Here is a 24,939-nt window from a genome sequence, read left to right on the forward strand (position 1 = left end):
ACAACCATCACCGCATCAAACTGACGCTCAACAACCTAAGCCCTGTGGAGTACAGGACCCGGGCTGCGCAGATTGCTAGCTAACCTGTCCAACTTTTGGGGGGCAGTCCACCCCGTAGGAGCTGCCGCAGGCTGCGAGCTTTTGATCCTTAAAAGCAGAAGATCGCAGCCTTCGGCAGCTCCTACGAAAGCTAAAGCAGTGCGGTGAAAAGCCGAAACCTAAACAAGCGAAACACAGCTCCTACAAAGATTTCAGGTTAGGCAATCCATTTGCGGTCACCAGTAAAACTAATGGTCAGCCAGCGCGCGCTGTCAGCTTTACCTAAGAGGCCCGAGATTTCTTCACGCAGCGTGTCCAGCGTTTTGATGCTGGCCAGTGGATAACCCGCAGGCAGCACAATGTGGATTTCGATAAAACGCGCCCGACCATGCTTTTGCACGTAGGTTTTATAGCCTTCAAAGCCATGCCGCGCCGAGAGGTCTTCAAGCACCTCGCGCACCTTGTCGTCCAGCGCATCAGGGGCAATGCCCAGTACGTCGCGCAACGCCGGTTTGAGGATCTTGAACGCGGGCGCCAGCATGCTGATGGCCAGCAGGATCAAAATCGCCGGGTCAACGTACGCCGCCCACTGTGCATAGCCGTGCTGTTTGAGGAACAAAGCCGTCACGAAACTTATCAACAGCCCCACCGACAGCATGGCGTCTACCAACCAACTGATGTTGTCAAACTGGATCAACGTGGACTTAAGGGTTCGGTTTTTATGACGAATCCAGAAGTAGTAAGCAAATTCGATGACGGTAAACACAGCCGCGTAAACGATCACCAAGCCCAATTCAATATCGCGTCCGCCATTGATGATGCCGAATACGCCGTTTAGAAATGCGTAGATCGCAATCAATAATAAAAAGCTGCCTTCGATCAGCAACACCATCGGTTCGAGGTGCCAAAAGCCAAACTGAAAACGCTGATTACTTTCTTTGGCGATCAGTTGTGCTGTTATCAGCATCAGTACTTTGATAAAGGTCGCGATCAACGAGAAAAAGCCATCGAATAAGATGGACTGGGAACCCGAGACAAAGCCCGTCACGATGCCAGCAACGGCCACCGCGAACATTAAAACAGTCGATTGTTTGAGCAGTTGCTGCTCACCACGGTTACTCACTGAAACTCCTTTCAGCTTGGCTAGATGCGACCTCACCCAGAGGTCGCGGATAGGCAGTTTACGCTTTGGTATGGCGCTCGATGGCAAAGCCACTCCAGGACTGAGTCACCGGCATCAGTTCAAGACGGTTGATGTTGATGTGTGCCGGGGTGTTGAGTACCCAGAAGATCGTATCGGCAATGTCTTGCGGCTGAATCGGCTCGGCACCCTGATAGGTGGCGTCGTAACGCGCTTGGTCACCGGCGAATCGCACCATCGAAAACTCGCTTTCACACAAGCCTGGCTCAATGTTGCTGACCCGCACGCCGGTGCCCTGCAAGTCGCAGCGCAGGTTGAGCGAGAACTGCTTCACGAAAGCTTTGGTGCCGCCGTATACGTGGCTACCAGGGTAAGGATAGTTACCAGCAACGGAACCCAGGTTAACGATGCCAGCACCACGGCCGTGGGCAATCAGCCGTGGGAGCAGTAGGCGAGTGGTGTAAATCAAACCTTTGATGTTGGTGTCGACCATGGTTTCCCAATCGTCGAGGTCGCACTTGGGCGCCGGGTCGGTGCCCAAGGCCAAGCCTGCGTTGTTGATAAGCCCACGCAATTGGTTGAAGGAGGGCGGCAGGTTGGCAATGGCGTGTTCCATCGCCGCACGATCACGCACGTCCACCACCAGACCATGCACTTCGGTGTGTTGGGAAAGCTCTTCACACAGTGCGTTTAAGCGCTCTTCGCGGCGACCGGTAAGGACCAGTTTCCAACCGGCTTGCGCAAACTTGCGCGCACAGGCCTCACCAAATCCAGAGGTCGCACCGGTAATAAACAGCGTGGAAGTCATCGTGTTCTCCTTGGCTGGCGGGCTTGGACCGCCGTTGAAATAAGATCCACAGCAGAATGCCCGGCTCTTATGCAAGCATCAAGGCTGAACGACTGTACAAAAAACAACCAAATCTCTACAGACCATGCTGCCTATGGCTTAGCGCTGTTTACACTCACCTTATCCACAGGCCAACCCACAGTCTTTGGGGGCAACTCAAGATCTGTTAAAGCCTTTGTGGGTAAGGCTTACAGCGCCGTAAGACGTGTTTTTAACTTGACCTACGGAGCCCAAGCATGCAGCTGCCCCATAAAGGGGCAGAATCGTTTAAGTACCGAGATAGCCAGAAGCCAGTCATTGCGCCGCTTACCGCGTTCTTTCCAGAGTTTAACCACAGACTTATCCACAGGTTAGTGATACGTTTTTGAAACACCTCGTCGCTCAACAAACCTGTTGACAAATCACGTAGAACCCCCAGCAAAAAAAGCTGATCAAAAAACAACCACAGCTCTGAAAGCCTTATATATCAAGGGCTTCAGCCAACTACTCCCACGTTACCCACAGCCGCCTCCACAGCAAACGGGGACAAGTCAAAATGATGAAAAAACAGGGATTTGCAGCGTCTTTATGCCGCGCTTTAGTAGGGTTGCAATATTGTTTTCCACAATGTGCGGCATCCTCTTCTTCGAGCTGCCGCAGGCTGTGATCTTATGCTTTTAAAAAGCAAAAGATCACAGCCTGCGGCAACTCCTACAGAAGAGGTTATGTATTTACCTTAATGTCCGCCTAGATAAGCGTTACGCACGTCTTCGTTGCTCAGCAGGTCTTTGCCGGTGCCGGTCAGGCGGATTTCTCCATTGACCATGACGTAGGCACGGTCGGATAGACGCAGGGCGTGGTTGGCGTTCTGCTCGACCAAAAAGATGGTCATGCCGGTCTTAGCCAGCTCACGCAGGGTGGCAAAGATCTGTTTCACCACAATCGGCGCCAGCCCTAGGCTTGGCTCGTCCAGCAACAGAAGTTTGGGGCGGCTCATCAGGGCGCGGGCGATGGCGAGCATTTGCTGCTCACCGCCAGACATGGTCATGGCCCGCTGGGTTCGCCGCTCCTTGAGCCGTGGAAACAGCTCGTACATGCGCTGCATGTCCTCGCTGGCGTATTTGTCGCCAATAGGGATGGTGCCCATCATCAGGTTTTCTTCCACCGTCATGTCCGGAAACACCCGACGCCCTTCTGGTGACTGCGCAATGCCGTTGGACGCGATGTAGTGCGAGGACTTTTGTGTGATGTCCACACCCCGGTACAGAACCTGCCCGCCGCTGGCCCGAGGCTGGCCAAAAATCGACATCAGCAGCGTAGATTTACCCGCGCCGTTGGAGCCGATCAGGCTGACGGTTTCGCCCTCTTCAATGTGCAGTGAGACTTTTTTCAGAGCTTGAATCGGCCCGTAGTGCACATCCAGCGCTTTGAGTTCGAGGATCGTGCTCGTCATATCAGCTCCTCTTCGTCAGCACCCAAATAGGCGGCAATCACTTTAGGGTCGTTACGAATCGCTTCCGGCCCGCCTTCGGCAATGACGTTGCCGTGGTCGAGCACCACAATGTGATCCGAGATACTCATCACCATGCCCATATCGTGCTCAATCAGGATCACCGTCAGGTCGTGTTCATCACGCAGCAAGCGGATCATGGCGCTCAAGGCTTCGGTTTCTTGAGGGTTGAGCCCGGCGGCGGGCTCGTCGAGGCAGATGATCTGCGGGCGCGTACACATAGCCCGGGCGATTTCCAGCCGCCGCTGTTGACCATACGACAGCTCCCCAGCCAAACGATTGGCGCAATCGACCAAGTTGACCACTTCAAGCCAGTAAAACGCGTGGTCAAGCGCATCGCTTTCAGAGCTGCGATAGCCCTTGGTGTTAAGGATGCCCGCCAGCAGGCTACGATTGACCCACATGTGCTGCGCCACCAGTAGGTTTTCCAGCACAGACATTTCTTTGAACAGGCGGATGTTCTGAAAGGTGCGGGCCAAGCCTGCGCGGTTAACCAAGTGCGTACCGCCAAACATTTTGTAGTACAGGCGGCTGGCAAAGTGTTTGGGTGAGATAAAGTCGCTGGGTTTAAACGGCTCGCCCAGCAGCTTGATCACGTTGGTGTGGGCGCCTCGGGCAGTGATTTCGATTTTGCCCCCAGTGGCTTTGTAAAACCCGGTCAGGCAGTTGAACACGGTGGTTTTGCCTGCGCCGTTAGGACCGATCAGAGCAAAGATCGAGTTGCGTTTTACCTTGAGGCTGACATCACTCAGGGCTTTGATCCCACCGAAGTGCATCATCAGTTTGTCGACCGAGAGCACTACGTCTTTGTCCATCAATGGATTATTCATGGCGCAACTCCCTTACGTGGTGTCACCCCGACACGACTAATACGGATCAAACCTCGCGGCCGCCAAATCATCATCAGCACCATCAACACGCCGAACAGCAACACGCGGTATTCGGCAAAGCTGCGCAATAACTCCGGGGCCACGGTCAGGACGAACGCGGCAATGACCACGCCGACTGTCGAGCCCATGCCGCCGAGTACCACAATCGCGAGGATCAGCGCCGATTCAAAAAAGGTGAACGAGGACGGGTTAACGAAGCCTTGGTAACTGGCGAAAAACACACCGGCCAAGCCCGCCGTTGAAGCTCCGAGGGTGAACGCCGAGAGTTTGACCAATACGTGGTTCAAGCCCATGGCGCGACAGGCGATTTCGTCTTCGCGCAGCGCTTCCCACGCGCGGCCAATGGGCATGCGGGTCAGGCGGTGCTTGATGTAGAGCACCAGTAACACCACCAAAAACAGCACGATGTAGATGAATAGGAATTTGACGTTTGGGTTGTAGTCCAGACCGAAAAACTGATGGAACGGCACCCCGCCCTCTTTCGCTACCCGACCAAACTCAATCCCCAAAAACGTCGGCGACGGCACCGGCATACCGTTGGGGCCACCGGTAAACGATAGCCAGTTGTTAAGCACCAAACGGATGATTTCCCCGAAGCCCAAGGTCACGATGGCCAGGTAATCGCCATGCATTCTTAAAACCGGAAACCCGAGAATGCACCCCGCCAGCGCCGCGGCGATGGCGGCCAGCGGTAGCACTGACCAAAAGCCTAAACCAAGATACTGATAACCCAGCGCCAGCCCATAAGCTCCGATCGCGTAGAAAGCCACGTACCCCAAGTCAAGCAGGCCCGCCAAGCCGACCACGATGTTAAGCCCAAGGCCGAGCAACACGTAGATCAGCCCGAGAATGACCACGGTCAAAATGTATTTGTTGGCAAAGAATGGGAACACAATGGCAATTACGATCAGCAGCGGGATGATCCAACGCAGCCGCGATTTGTAATCGGGTGGCAATACGTGCACACCGGAACCGCTGGACTCAAAGCTATGAAGGATCTTCAGACCTCGTGGGGTCTGTAAGAACAGGCTTAGGGCAAAGCGCCCTACCATCACAATCGCCACCAACCAGCCGACCCGCGCGGGTTGCAGGTTGAAGCTATAGCCGTCGAGTACCACCCCGACAATTGGCCCGAACACGATCAGTGAGATCAACCCCGCCAGGATCGAATCGACAACGCTTTTTTTGATATCAATCGGTTTATTAATGGCTGCAGACATACTTACACCTTCGCCACGAGTGGACGACCCAGCAGGCCTTGGGGACGGAAAATCAGAATCACCACCAACAGTGAGAAGCTGAACACGTCCTTGTAGTCCGAGTTAATTAACCCGGCAAAAAGTGACTCGGATACCCCTAGGATGATCCCGCCGAGCATCGCGCCGGGCAGTGAACCAATCCCGCCGAGTACCGCAGCGGTAAAGGCTTTGATGCCAATGATGAAACCGGCATAAAAGTCGAAGGTGCCGTAGTTCATGGTGATCAGCACACCGGCCAGCGCGGCCATGGCGGCGCCGATAACAAACACGTAGGAAATGACCCGATCAGTGTTGATGCCCAGAATTGAGGCCATCTTGCGATCTTGTTGCGTGGCCCGGCACATGCGACCCAGCTTGGTGTACTTGATGATGTAAGTCAGCAAGCCCATGCCGACGAAAGCGGCGATCAAAATGAAGATTTTGGTGTAGGTGAGTTGCACAAAACCGGTGCCGATTTCGACCCGCCATGCACCGCTAAGCAACGTCGGCACGCCTTGCTGGCGTGAGCCTTGGGCGATTTGAACGTAGTTTTGCAGGATCAGAGAAATACCGATGGCGCTGATTAGCGGCGCCAGCCGTGTGGAGTTACGAAGCGGTTTGTAGGCCACACGCTCGATCACCCAGCCATACACGCCCGTGACCACCACGGTGAAGATTAAGGTGCCCAACATCAACAGCGGGAAGGATTCGATACCGAAGTACGCCAGCAGAGCCAGACTGATTGCCGCGAGGTAAGCGGAAATCATGTACACCTCGCCATGGGCGAAGTTGATCATGCCGATGATGCCGTAGACCATTGTGTAGCCGATGGCGATCAGGCCGTAGACAGACCCGAGGGTCAGACCGTTCAGCAGTTGCTGCAGGAAAATACCGTCCATAACGCACTCTCACGCCTGTGAGCGATTGCGCACACCCCGCCGCGTCGTCAAATGACAACTCGACTGACACGGTGTGCGCAGCTCCTGGAAAAGAAGACAGGTGACGCCATTGCCTGCTGGGACGAGCCTGCATGGGCTGGCACTGGCTGCGATTCTTTAAAAGATCGCAGCCAGCGGCAGCTCCAACGCAGTCAAAGGCTCAGCTGGCGAGATTCATCTCACTTCTGCTGTTCCAGTTGGTGGTATTTGCCGTCTTTGTCCCATTGGTAAACCACGTAGTCAGAGACTTTGAGATCGCCTTTGGCGTCCCACTCTTTCTTGCCCATCACGGTTTCAATCGGGTTGGCTTTGAGCCATTTAGCAGCGTCTTCGCCTTTGTTGGATTTGGCGCCGTTAAAGGCGTCGGCCAAGGCTTGGAGGGAGGCGTAGGCATACAGTGTGTAGCCTTCGGGTTCTGTGCCGTTTTTACGGAACGCTTCAACAACCGTTTTGCTGTCCGGCAGTAAACGTGGGTCTGCGCCAAAGGTCATGTACACGCCGTCAACGTACTGTTTGCCGCCTGCGGTGGCCACCAGTTCGTCGGTAACAATGCCATCATCGGACATGAACTTGACATCTTTTAGGCCCGCTTCACGCAGTTGACGCACCAATGGACCGGCCTCCGGGTGTAGTCCACCGAAATACACCACGTCAGCCCCGGACGACCGGATTTTGGTGACCAGCGCGCTGAAGTCTTTCTCGCCGCGGGTCAGACCCTCTTCAAGAACCGGCTTCACGCCACGCTTGGTCAACTGTGCCGCAGTGGCATCTGCCAAGCCTTTACCGTAGGTGTCTTTGTCGTTAATAACGGCGACTTTTTTGCCCTTGAGGACGTCGACAATGTAATCCCCCGCCACAACGCCTTGCTGATCATCGCGGCCACACATACGGAACACCGCGTCCAAGCCACGCTCAGTGACCTGCGGGTTGGTGGAGCCTGGGGTGATCATGATGACCCCGGCATCGGCGTACACCTCAGACGCCGGAATTGTGTTTGAAGAACAGAAATGGCCGATCACCCCAACGACCTTGTCCTGATCGACCAAACGGTTGGCCACTGCGACAGCTTGCTTGGGTTCGCAAGCATCGTCCCCTGCGACCAGCTTGATAGGTTCGCCGTTAATCCCCCCCTTGGCGTTGATAACATCGGCTGCCGCCTGTGCGCCTTTCATGTACTGCTCACCAAATGCCGCGTTGGCGCCGGTCATCGGGCCCGCTACACCGATTTTCACATCGGCCTGAACAAACGAAGAAACACCCAACGCGGCTGCCACTGCGAGGGCCAGAAAACCTTTCTTGTAGAACGTCTGCGACATGAGGTGGTGCTCCTGAGTTTTTAGTTGGCACTGCGACTTCACGTAAAGCGCTGAGCAAGGGGCGTGCCATGGTTTTTTATTCTTGGAAAAGCCGTTGTTTTATTGTTCTGTCGACTGTTTCGGACCCTTTTTCATTGGGCGTGCAACCGTTTAAACCGAGGAAGGTGAAACCGTTATTAATTTAAGCGCCACCGAGCACATCTGACGTTGCAACCGGGTTGCTCGGCGCCGAACTTTCTCCCTGTAACCTATTGCGTCACCGATCTGCACACTCGCGGTGCATGACTGCTACATGCCGCACCACCTAAGGCTAGTCGCTGCACGCCGAAATATCGTGCTAGCCATTAAATATCACGCTCAGATCACGATTCTTAGGCATTGGCCGGCGTGATAAAGCGAAAACCCTGCTTCGTACAAACAGCTGCGTAACCCTGCGCGGGGCACCGTTTGCATGGCTGAGAAAGGGATTGGCAGTGCGCTGGCATCACCTTGACACAGGTAGTCGGCAAAGGCTTTGCCGACCACGGTGCCGGTGGTCACGCCTCGCCCGTTATAGCCCGTGACGGCGACTAAACCGGGCGCGGGTTCAAATAAACGCATCAAGTGGTCGGGGGTGAACGCGATGCAGCCGGTCCATGTGCACGCCCACTCAACGCCTTTCAAATACGCAAAGTAATGCTGCTGCACGCGGTCAGCCCACGCCTTCAAAAACCAGGTGGGTTTTTGATTGCCGTTACCCAAGCTGCCAAGCAGTAAGCGGCCTTGCGCGTCGCGGCGGATGCTGCTGAGTACTTGGCGCGTGTCCCACGAGCCTTGGCCGCCGGGCAAGATGCGTAGGGCGCTGTCATCGGTCAGGGGTTCAGAAGCCACTTGGTAGTAGTAACCGGGGAAAAAGTTACGCCGCAAGTCCGTCCATTCGCCTTCGGTGTAAGCGTTAGAGGCCAGCACCACCTGTTCGGCGCTGACGGCGCCGTGGGCGGTTTGCACCGACCAGCGTGCGCCTTGGCGCTCCAGCCCGGTGACTGGCGACTGGTCAAACAAGCGCCCGCCCAGATCACTGGCGGCTTTCGCCAAGCCCGAGGTGTAGGCCATTGGGTTAAGTGTGCCCGCACGCCGGTCGAGTAAGGCTGCGGCGATTTTTAGGGTGCCGGTGGCGGCTTCGCACGCGGCGCCGGTGAGCAGCTCGACAGGGGCGCCGCGGCGTTTCCATTGTTGCTCGCGGCTGCGTAAGTCGGCCTCACCACGGGCGTTGTGAGCCATGTGCAGCGTGCCTTCGCGGCGTAACTGGCAGTCGATGCGGTACTTGTCCACAAGGCTGAACACCAGCGACGGCGCAGCGCCGAGCATACGATTTAATTGGCTGCCGATCGCTTGGCCAAAACCGGCTTCGATGTCGTCCGGTGGAATCCACATCCCCGCATTCACTAGCCCCACGTTACGCCCCGATCCGCCATGCCCGGTGCGGTGCGCCTCCAAGACGCAGACACTTTTGCCCTGCTCGAGCAAATGAATCGCGGCGGACAGGCCGGTGATACCGGCGCCAATGACGCACACATCGGCGTTTAGCTCGCCTTTAAAGGTCGGCGCCTGAGGACGTTGAGGCGTCAGGGTTTCCCATAAGCATTGTTCGTGTAGTGGCATGCCAAGCTCCAAAAATGAAACCCAACGCTGATCAAGCCTCACTTGTAGGAGCTGCCGCAGGCTGCGATCTTTTGACCTTAAAAGATCGCAGCCTGCGGCAGCTCCTACGGGGTGTTCGTCTGTTAGTCCACGTGCCGCCCCGCGCGAACAGGTGTTCCTCCGTTAGTCGAACGTGATGCCCTGCGCCAACGGCAGTTCCAGCGAGTAGTTCACGGTATTGGTCTGGCGCCGCATGTAGCCGCGCCACGCATCTGAACCCGACTCGCGACCGCCGCCGGTTTCTTTTTCGCCACCAAAAGCGCCGCCAATCTCTGCACCACTCGGGCCAATGTTGACGTTGGCGATCCCGCAATCACTGCCGGTTGCCGACATAAACTGCTCAGCCTCGCGCAGGTCAGTGGTGAAGATGCAGGACGACAAGCCTTGCGGAACGGCGTTGTTCAAACGCAAAGCGTCGGCAAAGTCACGGTAACCCATCACGTACAAGATCGGTGCGAAGGTTTCGTTGCACACCCCTTCGCTTTGCTCTGGCATTTCCACAATCGCTGGCGCGACGTAGTACGCATGGGGGTAGTCATCGGCTAACTGGCGCTCACCGCCAAACACACGCCCACCTTCGCTCAGGGCCTGTTCCAGCGCGTTTTGCATGGTTTCAAAACTGTGTTTGTCGATCAGAGGGCCGACCAAATTGCCCTCCAGCGGGTGACCAATACGTATGTTGGCGTAAGCGGCTTTGAGCCGAGTGACAATCTCTTCTTTGACCGACTCATGGGCGATCAAGCGGCGCAAGCTGGTGCAGCGTTGACCCGCCGTGCCCACAGCACTAAACAGGATGGCGCGCACTGCCATGTCCAGGTCGGCGCTTGGGCCAAGGATCATTGCGTTGTTGCCGCCCAGCTCTAGGATGCTACGGGCAAAGCGGGCAGCCACTTTTGGCGCCACTTCGCGGCCCATACGGGTGCTGCCGGTTGCGCTAATCAGCGCCACACGCGGGTCATCGACCAACGCTTCACCGGCGTCACGGCCACCGATGATCACTTGGCTTAAGTACTTAGGTGCGTCGCTGAAGGTGCTTAACACGCGGTCAAACAGTGCCTGACAGGCCAGCGCCGTCAGCGGGGTTTTCTCAGAAGGCTTCCAGATCACCGCGTTGCCGCAGACCAGCGCCAGCGTGGTGTTCCAAGCCCACACCGCGACGGGGAAGTTAAAGGCGCTGATCACACCGACCACGCCCAGCGGGTGCCAGGTTTCACGCATGTGATGGCCCGGGCGCTCCGAGGCGATGGTCAGCCCGTAAAGTTGGCGCGACAGGCCCACAGCGAAGTCGCAGATGTCGATCATCTCCTGCACCTCACCCAAGCCTTCTTGGGTGATCTTGCCCGCTTCCCACGACACCAGTTCGCCCAAGTCCGCTTTGTACTCACGCAACAGCTCACCGAACTGACGCACCAACTCACCCCGACGCGGTGCTGGGACCTTGCGCCACGCGTCAAACGCATATTCAGCACGTGTGACATGCTGCTCGACTTCGGCAGCCCCTTCCCACTGCACTGCGCCGATCTGGCTGCCATCAATCGGCGTGTGTACTGGCTGCTTGCCCTGTTGGTACAAGGCAGGGTTCACACCAAGACGATCCAGTAATGCAGCAACCATGGGGTACTCCTTAGACTCATTAAAGATTCAATGGTCTTTAGTTGTAGCTGGCTCAACGGGTGGTAACAAACGACCTTTAAGCGAGATATCATTCCGAAAATTCATGCTGTACGTATAAAGTCCGTACACACCAAGCCCTTGGGGATCTTTATGCTCAACAAGCGTTATCTGCCATCAATCACGGCGCTGCAGTGCTTTGAGGCGGTGACCCGGCACCTGAGCTTCACCCGTGCAGCCCAAGAGCTGCACCTGACCCAGAGCGCGGTCAGCAAGCAGGTCGCGCAGCTGGAAGAGCTGCTTCAGCACTTGCTGTTTCGCCGGGTGCGTCGTCGTCTGCAACTGACGCCCGCAGGTGATTTGTACTTGGTGGAAGTCCGAAAAATCCTGACCCAAGTCGAAATGTCGACCCATACCCTGCGCTCTTACGGGGGTGAAACCGAAGTGTTGCGTGTCTCAACGCCGTCGACCTTCGGCGCGCGCTGGCTGGTGCCGCGCCTCAAGGGCTGGCGGCTGCGCCACCCGCATATTCATCTGGATGTGTGCAACGAACAATCTGCTGATGCGTTGCTGCAAGGGCACAGTGATCTGGCGTTTTATTTTGGTCAGGGTTCACGACCCGGCACTGAGTGCGTGAAGCTATTCGGTGAAGAGCTGGTGGCGGTGTGCGCGCCGTCGAGTTTGCCTCATCAGCCGTTTACTGACCCGACGCAATTAACCGATCTGGTTTTGCTGCAAAATGCCTCACGCCCACAAGCTTGGCACGAATGGTTTGAACGCCAGGGCTATCACACCGACCACAGTTATCACGGACCACGCTTCGACACGTTCTACATGTGCATTCGTGCCGCGCAGGTCGGTTGCGGCGTGGCGTTACTGCCCAGGTTTTTGGTGGAAGAAGAATTAACTGACGGCAAGTTGGTCATTGCCTGGCAGCATCCGATGCCCAGTCGCGACGCGTATTACTTGGCCTATCCTGAACATTCGGCAGGCGTACCCAAGGTTAAGGCGTTTGTGACGTGGATGATGGAGCATATCGATCACCCCGTAGGAGCTGCCGAAGGCTGCGATCTTTAGATTTTTAAGATCAGAAGATCGTAGCCTTCGGCCGCTCCTACGGGATAGATAGACGCCAAAATTTAAAAACCTCTGGCAAAACGGTCTGCGAATATGCGCCACTGTCGCCATTCATTGAAAAAGCTGAACGCTGCGGCTATCAGGCCTGCGCAGCATGGAGATTATCGTTATGAGCGAGAGTGTATTTGCCGATCGCATCGTGCAGAACCTGCTCGACACCGACTTCTACAAATTGACCATGATGCAGGCGGTGCTGCACAACTACCCCAACGTTGAAGTTGAATGGGAGTTCCGCTGCCGAAACAGCGAGGACTTGCGCCCGTACTTAAGCGAAATACGTCTGCAAATCGAGCGTTTGGCCGAGTTGAGCATGACCCAAGATCAACTCGGGTTTCTAGAACGCATCACGTTTATGAAGCCCGACTTCATCCGCTTTCTGGGGCTGTTTCGCTTCAATCTGCGCTACGTGCATGCCGGTGTCGAGAACGGCGAGCTGTTTATCCGTCTGCGCGGGCCGTGGTTGCACGTGATTTTGTTTGAAGTGCCACTGCTGGCAATTGTCAGTGAAGTGCGCAACCGCTCCCGCTATGCCGGCACCTTGTTGCTAGAGGCCCGCGAGCAGCTGTATCGCAAATTCGACTGGCTACAGGCCAACGCCACCACTGAAGAACTGTCCGACTTGCAAGTCGCTGATTTCGGCACACGCCGCCGGTTTTCTTACCGCGTGCAGGAAGAAGTGGTCACTGTGCTCAAGCATGATTTCCCAGGGCGCTTTGTCGGCACCAGTAACGTTAACCTGTCCCGCGAACTGAGCATGAAGCCGCTGGGCACCATGGCTCACGAGTGGATCATGGCGCACCAGCAACTGGGCCCCCGGTTGATCGACAGCCAGAGTGCCGCGCTCGATTGCTGGGTGCGTGAGTACCGTGGCCTGCTGGGGATTGCCCTGACCGACTGCATCACCACTGATGCCTTCCTCACGGACTTTGATCTGTACTTCGCCAAGCTGTTTGACGGTTTGCGTCACGACTCGGGTGACCCGCTGGTGTGGGCCGAAAAATGCATCGCGCATTACCACCGGCTGGGCATTGACCCCATGAGCAAGACGTTGGTGTTTTCTGACAGCCTGACACTGCCCCGTGCACTGGGCATTTTCCGAGCGTTGCGCGGCAAAATTAACGTCAGTTTTGGGATCGGGACTAACCTGACCTGTGACATTCCGGGTGTTGAGCCAATGAGCATCGTGCTTAAAATGACCGCCTGCAATGGCTCGCCGGTTGCAAAGATTTCAGATGAACCGGGCAAGACCCACTGCTCGGACCCAAACTTTGCCTCTTATTTGCGCCACGTTTTCCATGTTCCTGAACAATCCTCCAAGGAGTGAATCATGCAGGCCGTACAGCGTCAGATTGCTGAAGATCTCAAGGTCCAACCCCCGTTTAAAGACACTGCCGCACTTGAGGCCGAGATTGCACGGCGCATCACCTTTATTCAGTGCTGTTTGCACAACGCTAGGCTCAAGACTCTGGTGCTGGGTATCAGTGGCGGCGTCGACTCGTTGACTGCCGGCTTACTGGCTCAGAGAGCCGTCCAGCAATTGCGCGATCAGACAGGCGATAAAGCCTTCCACTTTATTGCCGTGCGCCTGCCTTACGGCGTGCAGCACGACGAAGCTGATGCCACGGCGGCCGTCGACTTTATCAAGCCCGATGAGTGCCAAACCGTGAACATCGGCCCGGCGGTCAAAGCCCTCGCAGCAGAAATCACCGCCTTTGAAGGCAAGACCCCTGAAAGCGTGGATTTTGTGCTGGGCAATACCAAGGCGCGGATGCGCATGGTGGCGCAATACAGCATCGCCGGGGCGACGGGCGGTCTGGTGATCGGCACTGACCACGCGGCAGAGGCGGTGATGGGCTTTTTCACCAAATTTGGTGATGGCTCCTGCGATCTGGCTCCGCTCAGCGGGCTGGTTAAGAATCAAGTTCGCGCCATTGCGCGACACCTTGGTGCGCCAGAATCATTGGTCGAGAAAGTACCGACGGCAGACCTTGAAGACCTGGCGCCGGGCAAACCCGACGAAGTGTCCCACGGCGTGACGTATGCCGAGATTGATGCCTTCTTGCACGGCCAACCGGTAAGAGAAGAGGCGTTCAATATCATTTGCCGCACCTATGAGAAAACCCACCACAAACGTGAGATGCCGTTCGCGCCGTAATTAAGCCGACGCCTCTCGGGCCATCGCAGCAACAAGGCTACCTGCAGGTGGCTACTGGCTGCGATCGGCCAGACGATCAAAAGATCGCAGCCTTCGTGCCTCGGTAGCTCCTACGAAAAAACGGAATGAACCCTGCATTTTTTTTCGCTTGTTCCTACTCCTTTCAAGGGCTTAGATAGAGCTCTATTTCGTCGCCCGAGCCCTGCCCCATGTCTGCTTTTGATGGTTTGTTCTCTCTGGTCGAGTCGACACTCGATCAGCCAACTGCTCAATGGTTACGTGAGCATGTCGACGTTCCCGAAGCCTTACAGAGCTTTAACTGGAGCGAACAGGCGCTGCACCGCGTATGGCTCGCCCAAGCCTTGAACCTGTGCCTGTTTCATACGCTGGTGAACGCCGTGCCAGACGGCAGACGCTATGTCGAAGAACAGGCTCAACAAGGGCGCAAGGTGGTGTTTGATCACGGCGCCATTCGCACCGTTGACTGGCCCTCAAACGGCGAACTGCCGCGTGGCCGTCAGGCTTTTTCACGCTTACTGGAGCCGTTGGGCTTTACAGATGTACGAACCTATCCGCTGACCAAATTGAATATGACCGGTTGGGGTTATCGGCAAATGGATCTGCCTGAAGACATTGCGCAGTTTTTTGTCTCTGAGCTGCATCCAGGACGATTCAGCGAGCCCTTTCAACAGGCCGTGAGCCGCGTGCTGGGGTCAAGCGTCGATCCCTTGCAGGCGCAACACCTGAGCCTGCTCAATCGTCTGAGCTTGACCCGCCATTGCAGCCTGAGTGAAGCCCGTACGCTCTTGCCTGCTCTACACCGGGCCTTTGGCCGACAACACGGCGTGGTGCGGGAAGCGGACTATCTGTGCCTGCTCAATGAGAGCGCGGAAATGGCTTGGATTGCCACCGAGGGCAACAGCTTCAATCACTTAACCGATCGCGTGCAGGACCTTGACGCTTGCGTCGCCCAACAGCGCCAATTGCAGCGGCCCATGAAGGACAGCATTGAAGTCTCAGCTTCAGGCCGAGTCATGCAAACGGCCTACCGCGCCTGCACGGTGACCCGCGAGTTGATTGATGCTCAGGGCCATTGCCGAGAACATCAAGTTCCAGGCTCGTTCGTCGAGTTCATTCAGCGCAAGGTCGACCCAGACAACGGCCGCATAGATCTGAATTTCGACAGCAGCAACGCCCAAGGCATTTTCAAAATGACCGACTCAAAAATCTGAGCCTGAATGCAAACAGCCCTGACGGCGCAAAGCTCGTCAGGGCTGTTGAACGTAACCGGATACTTATTTAAGCGTGACAGTGCCTTTCATCATCGAGATGTGGCCCGGGAACGAGCAGAAGAAACTGTATTTTTCATTCGGGTCCAACTTGGAGACATCAAACGTCACAGCATCTGTTTCGCCAGCACCGATGATCTTGGTGTGCGCGATGATGCGAGTGTCACCGTCTTTCAGGTAGCCCTTGTCGATACCTGCGCTTAGGCCATCAGTGGCGATAGGCTGCATGTCGGCTTCTTTACTCAGAACCCAGTTATGGCCCATGACCGTTTTGGGGAGGCTACCGGAGTGCGTCAACTCTACCGTGAAGGTTTTGCAGGACTTGTCGATCTCGACAGCCTTAGTGTTGAACGTCATTTGGTCGGTCGAGTCGACCGTGACCTTGCACTCAGCAGCTAATAATTGGCCACTGGCCAGCGTCAAAAGAGATACCGCAACAACTTTGGCAAACATGGTTTTTCTCCAAGGCAGGGTACAAAAAATCCATTATTTGTATACAGGATGCACGAAAATACGTGTTGTTCCAATGACTCAAGTCATGTCGTGACGTTTTTGTCATGACCTTCTATCAGGGAAAATAATCCAAAACCAGCATCCGCCCCCTATTCCAGAGGTTTTCGGGGTTTAATCCACACCCGCCTTTTGATCTGAGTCGCGTCGTTTTTCACTCTCAAACAGCCTGCTGGCAAAACCCGGCTAACGGCTTGGCACTAATACAGGGCAGAATACGCGCCGCTCAACCCACCTTCGACCCCCAGAGGATCGCTCATGGCCAAACCCAACTATAACTTCGCTAAGCGTCAACGAGACTTGGCTAAAGAGCAGAAGAAAGAGGAAAAGCTCGCGCGCAAGAAAGCAGCCGCTGAAGCTGGCAACGTAGAACACCTAGAAGAGCTTGATGCAGAGCAGGAAGTCATCGAAGACGGCACTGACGCCGCGCACGATCCCGTAGAAAAAGCATAACGCCAGCCCGAAGGCTGGCTGCTGTAAGCCGTCTAAACCGTGTAAGAGCGAGCTTTAATGATCAAAAGATCGCGAAGCTCGCCCCTACAGGACAGTTGCATTATCGCGGTACGACAGGCTTGCGGGTCGGCTTCTTGCCTTTACCGCCCTTAGCGGCTTCCTGACGCTCTTTGGCAGCCTGTTTGTTACGGGCAAACGCCGCAGCCTTGGCCTCTTCACGTTTGTCCCACGGGTTACCACCATCACTGGCACGTGGCGGCAGGCCGTTGTGCTGAGTCAGGATCTTGGTGGTCTTGCCACCCGCCACCTTGTGACTGCCCGCAGGGGTCGAGTTTTTACGGCGAGCGCTTTGATAGCTGTCGGTCGCAGGCTGATGAAGCGGGATCAGTTGATCTTTACCCGAACCAATCAAGTCGGCACGGCCCATGCGCGTCAACGCTTCGCGCAGCATTGGCCAGCCCTTAGGGTCGTGATAGCGCAAGAACGCCTTGTGCAAACGACGCTGCTCTTCGCTCTTAACGATAGTCACACCGTCACTCTTGTAAGTGACCTTGCGCAGCGGGTTCTTGCCTGAGTGATACATCGCTGTAGCCGTGGCCATTGGCGACGGATAGAACGCCTGCACCTGATCCGCCCTAAAACCGTTGCCCTTGAGCCACAACGCAAGGTTCATCATGTCTTCGTCGGTAGTGCCAGGGTGCGCGGCAATGAAGTACGGAATCAGGTACTGCTCTTTGCCCGCTTCCTTGGTGTACTTCTCAAACATGCGCTTGAACTTGTCATAGCTGCCAATGCCTGGCTTCATCATCTGGTTGAGCGGACCTTCCTCGGTGTGTTCCGGGGCGATCTTCAGGTAACCACCCACGTGGTGGGTCACCAGCTCTTTAACGTATTCCGGCGACTCAACCGCAAGGTCGTAACGCAGGCCCGAAGCAATCAGAATTTTCTTCACGCCTGGCAAGGCACGAGCGCTGCGGTACAACTGGATCAGCGACGAGTGGTCGGTGTTCAGGTTCGGGCAGATGCCTGGGAACACGCACGACGGCTTACGGCAGGCGGATTCGATTTCCGGGCTTTTGCACGCGATACGGTACATGTTCGCGGTCGGGCCACCGAGGTCAGAGATGACGCCGGTGAAGCCCGGCACCTTGTCACGGATCTCTTCGATTTCGCGAATGATCGACTCTTCGGAGCGGTTCTGGATGATCCGACCTTCATGCTCGGTGATCGAGCAGAAAGTACAACCGCCGAAGCAGCCACGCATGATGTTCACCGAGAAGCGAATCATGTCGTAGGCCGGGATTTTTTCCTTACCGTAGACCGGGTGCGGGACACGTGCGTATGGCATGCCAAACACGTAATCCATCTCTTCGGTGGTCATCGGAATCGGCGGCGGATTGAACCAGACGTCCACTTCGCCATGCTTCTGCACCAACGCACGGGCGTTACCTGGGTTGGTTTCGAGGTGGAGCACGCGGTTGGCGTGAGCATACAGCACGGCGTCTGCACGGACCTTTTCAACGGACGGCAAGCGAATCACCGTTTTGTCACGGGTCATACGCGGGCTGGCCAAGATCTGCACGACCTTGGCTTCGTTCGGATCTTCGACCGGGCCTTTTTCCTGTTCGATAGCACAGGCTTGGGTGTCTTGGGTGTTCACGTACGGGTTGATGATCTTGTCGATCTTGCCCGGACGGTCGATACGCGTGGAGTCCACTTCGTACCAGTCTTTAGGCGTGTCACGGCGAATAAACGCGGTGCCGCGCACATCGGTGATGTCTTCGATTTTGTGGCCATAAGACAAGCGCTGCGCGACTTCAACAATGGCCCGCTCAGCGTTGCCGTACAGCAGGATGTCGGCGCAGGCGTCGATCAAGATCGAGTTGCGGACGCGATCTTGCCAGTAGTCGTAATGCGCGATACGGCGCAGGGAAGCCTCAATACCACCGAGGACAATCGGCACATTCTTGTAGGCTTCTTTACAACGCTGGCTGTACACCAAGCTCGCGCGATCTGGACGCTTGCCCGCCATGCCCCCGGGCGTGTAGGCGTCATCGGAGCGGACTTTTTTATCAGCGGTATAGCGGTTGATCATCGAGTCCATGTTGCCGGCAGCGACGCCGAAGAACAGGTTCGGCTCGCCCAGCTTCATGAAGTCGTCTTTGGACTGCCAGTTCGGCTGAGCAATGATGCCCACGCGAAAGCCTTGCGACTCCAGCAAGCGCCCAATAATCGCCATGCCAAATGAAGGGTGATCGACATAGGCATCACCGGTGACGATGATGATGTCGCATGAATCCCAGCCAAGCTGATCCATCTCCTCCCTGCTCATAGGCAGGAATGGCGCTGGCCCGAAACATTCGGCCCAGTACTTGGGATAGTCAAAAATTGGCTTCGCTGCTTGCATGTCGATGACCGGTGTTGAGTGCAAAGAAAGGACGCGCTATTTACTGAGAAATTCGCGGGCGCGCAATATAGCACAAAAAATGACCAATCCCGACGGCAATGGTCGGCTTTAATCACAACGTATTCTTGCGCCGCGCACGTCCAAGGATCAGCCGCGTCCAAGCACCTATATAGGTAACGCTTATTTAAGAAAGCCCACGGGTAACCTGAGGTCATTTAGCACCCTACCCTTGGAGCCTTCAATGAACGACCTGACTCATGCACAGACAGAGCCAGCCACCTTGGCGCCCCCTGCACTGGCGCACGCTGATTTCATCGCATCACAGTTACCCGAATGGGTGAAGCAAGCCCCGCTAGCGATTCGCACGGCATTGCGCAGCAGCCTGCTCAAGAGTAATCAGTCTCGACACGATCTCAGCGAGTTAATGGCCGAAGTACAAAGCCCGCTGACATTCAGCAAGCCCTTATTTGAGCAAGCCTTACAAGACACATTCAGAGGAGCAGTGGATGACAAAAAGCATATCTTTGTCCGCGATTTAAAAAACAGTCATCTGCTTGGGCTTATCAAAACCCATGTCGCGTTCTCGATGCACCCACTGCTTGAAGCTGCGATGCAGAACTTTCAATCTTCAGAAGCTGAGGACGGAGGGATGGAGTCTGGCACTGGCCTCTTCACCAACACATCACCGACCAGAAAGCCGTTAACTATTTCAGCCACACGCTTTGCTGGCATGTGCCGAAAACTGAATTTGGGCGCCCAGTACCAGCACCACCTTGATGAAATCTTGACGCCACTGCCCGCCTCACAGACTGCACGAACCAAAGATCAAGTGAAGCAAGTGTTCGCTCAAAAGGAACAGGATGACTTTGAGGTGGCCTTACACATTGCGCTGCTTCGGGACAAACTTAGCCACTCTGTTTATCAGCAACTGCTGAGTCTGCAAGGCCATGGTCGACATTCGGACTGGGAAAGCAGCCACCTGACCATTAACGGTGTGGCACTGCCGAATGTACTGGTGTTCACCCATCGAAGCGTTGCCCGTCAGATCCTTCTCTATACGCCGCACGATCCACTCGCTTTGTTTCGCCAGCATACGTCCCTAGACGAACTCAAAAGTGAGCTCGCCAATCGCCTGCTAATACCGGACTACATGGCGTTCTTCAATCAGCTGGTGCCACACCGCTATCGGGGTACTTTGTTTACGGTTTCACACACCTCACCGGGCATCCAGCCGGGCAAATATGCTCAGGGCGCTGTTCATTCGCACATTGACCAATTAGTGGCACTCACCGACATCCAGTGCAATGCGTTTGACGCAATCGCCCAACAACAGATCAATCAGATAAAAAGCTATGGCCGAGCGCTATTGGTATCGACAGCCGCAGTGGATAAGCGCGCGCGAGAGCAACGCCTAGAACATTACCGGGAAACGGGCAAAGCACTGCTGTTCTTTGCCGCCTCGTTCGTGCCGATCGTTGGCGAGGTGTTATTGGCGGTCACTGCGGCACAGTTAATAAGCACCGTTTATCACGGTTTCGAGGCGTGGAGCCGAGGCGACAGCGACGAAGCCTTGAACTGCCTGATGGATGTGGTCGACAACGTGGCATTGGCCGTGGTCACCGTCGGCGCGATCAAAACCGGCGGATTTACGGCGGGGTTGATCAAGATCAAGCTGCGCAACCAAAGTCCGCGCCTGTGGAACCCAGACCTGACACCTTATCGCCACCTCTACGGACTGCCAGAAGACGCGATACCAGACGAATTCAGTCTGTATGAGCATGATCAGCAGCATTACATAAAGCTCGACGAGCACCTGCATGCGGTTGGGTACGACCCGCAGACTCAACGCTGGCAACTGCAACACCCTTACGCTGCTGATGCTTACACACCGAACTTGCTGACCAACGGCAAGGGTAATTGGCGAATGGAGCACGAGATCCCAAAAGACTGGGATCTATTGAAGCGCCTTAAACGCTTAGGCCACCAAGCCTCATTCATAACTCAGCCTAAGGTAGCGGCGATATTGCATGTCGCTGACGAAGACGGCTCTACGCTTTTACAACTTCATCAGGAAATGTTGCACCCGCCACCGTTACTGACCGATGCCATTAAGCGCTTCAAGCTGGACGATGAAATAAATACATTCAAACTCAACCATGCAGACGGAAAACAGCTGGCGCCCAACACCCCTCTGATGCAGTTTCACCTGATCACACGTCTGCCTGAATGGCCAAACAATCGAATTTTGAGGGTTATAGACTCACAACAGAACACCGTATTGGTGCACGGCAGCTCCGGTTCCGAGCTAAGGGTGCCGCTGGCGCGTTTTAAAAAAGGCGAGCTATTGCATGTGCTGGAAGAGCAATTGCCTGCTGATATGTTTGACAGCCTTACCAAGCCCATTAAGGTGCCCGCCGAAGCGCTCCCGTATTTCAGCAACGTCGAGAAGCTGGCCATTCGCCTGACTGACGAGCTAGCGACGAATAAACAGCAGTTGATGAAGTCAATTTACGCCCAGACCGAGGCGCCGACGTCGTTACCCGAGCAGTACTTACACAACCTTCGCCCTGAGTTGTCAAAGAGCTATCGCGAAGAAGTTATTAAGGTGCTCAGCAATGAAGAGTATTTACAGCTGCTGCGAAAAGACCCCTTGAATGAATTACAACACTGGGAAGCGGATCGTTACGCAGAACAACTGAGTGCCAGCCGGATGCGGGAAGGGCTCTTTCTGGACTCTGCTTGCCCCCCCGAAAGCGTGACTACGATTCTGTCCGTACTCGAACAATTGCCCGGCTGGCCAGCCTCGCATCAAATTGAAATACGCAGCGACTTCTCATTTGGAAAACTGCACGCCAGCTCGGGTGTCGTGCGCGAAGCAGGCCGCTACATACTGACGCCCAAAGGTGATCTGTATGCCGCTCATCACTCAACAGGCGAAGCCATCGGTAGCGCGACAGACTTGCTCACCGCGATCGAATACACGTTGACTCCAGCACAGCGCACCACCCTTTTTGAGCTGACGCACACCACTTCGCTCAAAGAGGCCGTTCGCGAGCACAGCCTCCGTTCAACCAACGCGTCTTTGCTGCCAGTGAGGGTTGTACGGTCAAGTGTTTTACCTTCGTCGTCACCTGGGTACCCGCTCGACCCAAACTTCGCAGAGCCGGTCGCCCCGAAAGATCTGACATTAAGGGCCGATGGAGTCTATGAAGCATCACCCGGGTCTGATGGGTTCTTCCGGCATTTTGTGCTCGAAGGTGAGCAGTATTACCGCGTCAAGTCCGATAAATGGGGTTGGCAGCTGATTGATGCGCGCAGCCCTTCCAGAGCTTACAAGCCCTATGTGCGCAGAAATATAAACGGCACCTGGGAAATCGATGCACATAAAGGCAAGCTGCTGGGAGGCATGCCGGACTCCCCATCAATGCGTCGCAGCGCGGATGCCCGAGAGGGAGAACAATCGCACAGCCCTACCAGTGGGCTGGAATCCACTGACGATGACTTTGAAACTGCAGAGTCGTCCGACGAGTACGTGTCAGCCGACGAAAGCTTTGCACCTGAACCCTATACCCCACTAGAGCTGATGCAAATGCGCTCACAAGAGAGCTATCAGCACAGTCAAAACTACCGACGCCGGTATAACCGGGCCAATAATGGTCGCTACCCGATCCGTGACGTTGACGGCCAGCCCTTACGCATACGGCTCATTCAGGCCACAGGCAAGTCTCTGACTTCGGAAATCAAAATCTCCAAAAACAAGCTGATCCCTTACATTCAGTGGGAAGGCTACGAAAAAGTAGCGCGGTTGTACGAAGAAAAAATGGAGCTCGTCACCTTCGCGGCTACGCACCTGAAGTCGCCTTTGGAAAGCGCTTTAATTGGCGAGAAAACGGTGGTCGCAAGACGAGCTCTGACAAAGGGTGAAGTTCTAGGGCTTTATGGCGGGGAATTGCTACCAAAAAGCGTGGCCGTTTACCGCAAAGACCCCTATCTGTTGTCTGCCGAGCCCCACCACTTACCCAAGCACGGTGCGCCCGGCCCCTCTGCGATAAGCCGTGATTTGCTGCTCTCTGGCGACAACATTACCTCGCGCATTAATACTATTTTTGAGTACGAAGATGGCCTCCCAGTGCGGCAAGCCGCGGCCGGCTATAACGTGGAGGCCGTGCCTTTTGATATGCATGTGCAAAAAGGCACCGAACCCATGCAACGTCTTCAATTAACCGCACTGGTTACCAGTGAAGCCATCCCTGTAGGCGCCGAATTGCGCTGGAACTATGAGTACAGCGAGCAAATAATCAAAAAGCTATTTGGGCCAGCCCTCCCGTAAATACACAAGAGGGTGTTTATTCGTCGTCGAAGTTGTAACTGCCCGGCGCCAAGTTTTCGAAGCGGGTGTATTTGCCGATAAAGGCCAAACGTGCAGTACCGATCGGGCCGTTACGCTGTTTGCCGATGATGATTTCCGCAATGCCTTTATGTTCGGTTTCTGGGTGATAGACCTCATCCCGGTACACGAACATGATGACGTCGGCATCCTGCTCGATCGCTCCTGATTCACGCAAGTCGGAGTTGATCGGGCGCTTGTTAGGTCGTTGCTCAAGAGAACGGTTTAGCTGTGACAGCGCCACAACCGGGCAATTGAATTCTTTGGCCAGCGCCTTCAAGGAACGCGAGATCTCGGAAATTTCGTTAGTTCGGTTATCCCCGCCCGAACCCGGGATCTGCATCAATTGCAGGTAGTCGATCATGATCAGGCCGATGTCACCGTGCTCACGCACCAGACGCCGGGTTCGCGCCCGCATCTCGGAGGGGCTGATACCGGCCGTGTCGTCGATAAACAACTTACGGTCATTGAGCAGATTGACTGCCGAGGTCAGACGCGGCCAATCATCGTCTTCGAGACGACCGGCGCGCACTTTGCTCTGATCAATACGCCCCAGGGACGACAGCATACGCATGATCAGCGATTCGCCAGGCATCTCGAGCGAGTACACCAATACAGCTTTTTCGCTGCGCAACACCGCGTTTTCCACCAGGTTCATCGCGAACGTGGTTTTACCCATGGACGGACGACCGGCGACGATGATCAAGTCAGCAGGCTGCAAGCCGCTGGTCATGCCATCGAGGTCGGTGTAGCCAGTGGAAAGGCCAGTGATCGCGTTATCAGTATTAAACAGGGTGTCGATACGGTCGATGGCTTTGGTCAACAGGTCGTTGACACTCACCGGGCCGCCGGTTTTAGGCCGAGCCTCGGCAATTGCGAAGATCTGACGCTCGGCTTCGTCGAGGATCTCTTCCGCAGTTCGACCTTCAGGGTTGAAAGCGCTGTCGGCAATTTCAGTGCTGATACCGATCAGTTGGCGCAATGTCGCACGCTGACGAACGATCTGGGCATACGCCTTGATGTTCGCCACTGACGGGGTGTTTTTCGCCAGCTCGCCCAAGTAGCCCAAACCACCGACTTGCGAGGTCTGACCTTCCTTGTCCAATTGCTCGGCAAGGGTCACGACGTCGATCGGGGAATTCTGGTCTGCCAGTTTGGCGATGGCGCGGAAAATCAGGCGATGGTCATGCCGATAAAAATCACCGTCCGACACCTGATCCAACACGCGTTCCCAGGCGTTGTTGTCCAGCATCAAACCACCGAGCACGGCCTGTTCAGCCTCGATGGAGTGCGGAGGCACCTTTAGGGCTGCGGTTTGCAGGTCGTACTGCTCAGGAGCGGAAATATCGTTCATGGCCACGTGTCAATTTGGGGTGAAAATCAAGGTCAGCAGAAACACAAAGGGCACGACC

18 protein-coding genes are annotated in these 24,939 nt (G+C 55.5%); 6 read left to right on the forward strand and 12 right to left on the reverse strand.

Annotation, left to right across the window (positions count from 1 at the left end; all coding sequences use genetic code 11):
- Positions 1-256: 256 nt before the first annotated feature.
- From AQS70_RS07915 to amaB, 9 genes are all read right to left on the reverse strand, one after another.
- Entirely contained in the window at positions 257-1,162 is a 906-nt protein-coding gene (locus AQS70_RS07915; protein ID WP_055102312.1) for a cation diffusion facilitator family transporter, read from the reverse strand.
- A 58-nt stretch (positions 1,163-1,220) separates the two neighbouring features.
- The gene (locus AQS70_RS07920; RefSeq protein ID WP_055102313.1) at positions 1,221-1,988 is read right to left on the reverse strand and encodes an SDR family oxidoreductase; all 768 of its coding nucleotides are present in this window, start codon (positions 1,986-1,988) and stop codon (positions 1,221-1,223) included.
- A 754-nt stretch (positions 1,989-2,742) separates the two neighbouring features.
- A complete protein-coding gene (locus AQS70_RS07925; protein WP_055102314.1) occupies positions 2,743-3,459 on the reverse strand; it encodes an ABC transporter ATP-binding protein in 717 nt (238 codons plus the stop codon).
- Entirely contained in the window at positions 3,456-4,331 is an 876-nt protein-coding gene (locus AQS70_RS07930) for an ABC transporter ATP-binding protein (protein ID WP_055102344.1), read from the reverse strand. Before AQS70_RS07930 ends, AQS70_RS07925 begins: the two co-directional genes overlap by 4 nt.
- Before the next feature lie 11 nt (positions 4,332-4,342).
- Entirely contained in the window at positions 4,343-5,626 is a 1,284-nt protein-coding gene (gene livM / locus AQS70_RS07935; protein WP_055102315.1) for a high-affinity branched-chain amino acid ABC transporter permease LivM, read from the reverse strand.
- Between the two features lie 2 nt (positions 5,627-5,628).
- Entirely contained in the window at positions 5,629-6,543 is a 915-nt protein-coding gene (locus AQS70_RS07940) for an ABC transporter permease subunit (protein WP_055102316.1), read from the reverse strand.
- A gap of 218 nt (positions 6,544-6,761) precedes the next feature.
- A complete protein-coding gene (locus tag AQS70_RS07945) occupies positions 6,762-7,898 on the reverse strand; it encodes a branched-chain amino acid ABC transporter substrate-binding protein (protein ID WP_055102317.1) in 1,137 nt (378 codons plus the stop codon).
- 357 nt (positions 7,899-8,255) lie between these two features.
- Positions 8,256-9,539: an L-pipecolate oxidase gene (gene amaA / locus AQS70_RS07950; RefSeq protein ID WP_055102318.1), complete on the reverse strand. Its 1,284-nt coding sequence runs from the start codon at positions 9,537-9,539 to the stop codon at positions 8,256-8,258.
- A gap of 162 nt (positions 9,540-9,701) precedes the next feature.
- Complete coding sequence (amaB, locus tag AQS70_RS07955; RefSeq protein WP_055102319.1) at positions 9,702-11,192, reverse strand: L-piperidine-6-carboxylate dehydrogenase; 1,491 nt, start codon at positions 11,190-11,192, stop codon at positions 9,702-9,704.
- A gap of 150 nt (positions 11,193-11,342) precedes the next feature.
- Here amaB and AQS70_RS07960 point away from each other — a divergent pair, with 150 nt between their 5' ends.
- The 4 genes from AQS70_RS07960 (at position 11,343) to AQS70_RS07975 (ending at position 15,713) form a co-directional block, all read left to right on the forward strand.
- On the forward strand, positions 11,343-12,266 hold the full coding sequence (locus tag AQS70_RS07960; protein WP_055102320.1) for a LysR family transcriptional regulator: 924 nt from the start codon (positions 11,343-11,345) through the stop codon (positions 12,264-12,266).
- Positions 12,267-12,435: 169 nt separating this feature from the next.
- Entirely contained in the window at positions 12,436-13,650 is a 1,215-nt protein-coding gene (gene pncB, locus AQS70_RS07965) for a nicotinate phosphoribosyltransferase (protein WP_055102321.1), read from the forward strand.
- Between the two features lie 3 nt (positions 13,651-13,653).
- Positions 13,654-14,481: an ammonia-dependent NAD(+) synthetase gene (nadE, locus tag AQS70_RS07970; RefSeq protein WP_055102322.1), complete on the forward strand. Its 828-nt coding sequence runs from the start codon at positions 13,654-13,656 to the stop codon at positions 14,479-14,481.
- Between the two features lie 209 nt (positions 14,482-14,690).
- Positions 14,691-15,713 (forward strand): DUF1338 domain-containing protein, encoded by a 1,023-nt coding sequence (locus tag AQS70_RS07975; protein ID WP_055102323.1) that lies wholly within the window; start codon positions 14,691-14,693, stop codon positions 15,711-15,713.
- 63 nt (positions 15,714-15,776) lie between these two features.
- On the opposite strand, the gene azu is transcribed toward AQS70_RS07975, so the two are convergent.
- Positions 15,777-16,223, reverse strand: a complete 447-nt coding sequence (azu, locus tag AQS70_RS07980; RefSeq protein ID WP_055102324.1) for an azurin — start codon at positions 16,221-16,223, stop codon at positions 15,777-15,779.
- Positions 16,224-16,538: 315 nt separating this feature from the next.
- Here azu and AQS70_RS07985 point away from each other — a divergent pair, with 315 nt between their 5' ends.
- The gene (locus tag AQS70_RS07985) at positions 16,539-16,733 is read left to right on the forward strand and encodes a hypothetical protein (protein ID WP_055102325.1); all 195 of its coding nucleotides are present in this window, start codon (positions 16,539-16,541) and stop codon (positions 16,731-16,733) included.
- Between the two features lie 100 nt (positions 16,734-16,833).
- Here the strand turns inward: AQS70_RS07985 and AQS70_RS07990 are convergent, their stop codons facing one another.
- Entirely contained in the window at positions 16,834-19,140 is a 2,307-nt protein-coding gene (locus AQS70_RS07990) for a YgiQ family radical SAM protein (RefSeq protein WP_055102326.1), read from the reverse strand.
- Between the two features lie 241 nt (positions 19,141-19,381).
- Here AQS70_RS07990 and AQS70_RS07995 point away from each other — a divergent pair, with 241 nt between their 5' ends.
- Positions 19,382-23,470 carry a dermonecrotic toxin domain-containing protein gene (locus AQS70_RS07995; RefSeq protein ID WP_055102327.1) on the forward strand — a complete coding sequence of 1,363 codons (4,089 nt, stop codon included), beginning with the start codon at positions 19,382-19,384 and terminating at the stop codon, positions 23,468-23,470.
- Positions 23,471-23,486: 16 nt separating this feature from the next.
- Here AQS70_RS07995 and dnaB read toward each other — a convergent pair whose 3' ends face one another.
- Positions 23,487-24,881 carry a replicative DNA helicase gene (gene dnaB / locus AQS70_RS08000; RefSeq protein WP_055102328.1) on the reverse strand — a complete coding sequence of 465 codons (1,395 nt, stop codon included), beginning with the start codon at positions 24,879-24,881 and terminating at the stop codon, positions 23,487-23,489.
- Positions 24,882-24,939 lie beyond the last annotated feature (58 nt).

Source organism: Pseudomonas endophytica (genome assembly GCF_001411475.1).
GTDB lineage: Bacteria > Pseudomonadota > Gammaproteobacteria > Pseudomonadales > Pseudomonadaceae > Aquipseudomonas > Aquipseudomonas endophytica.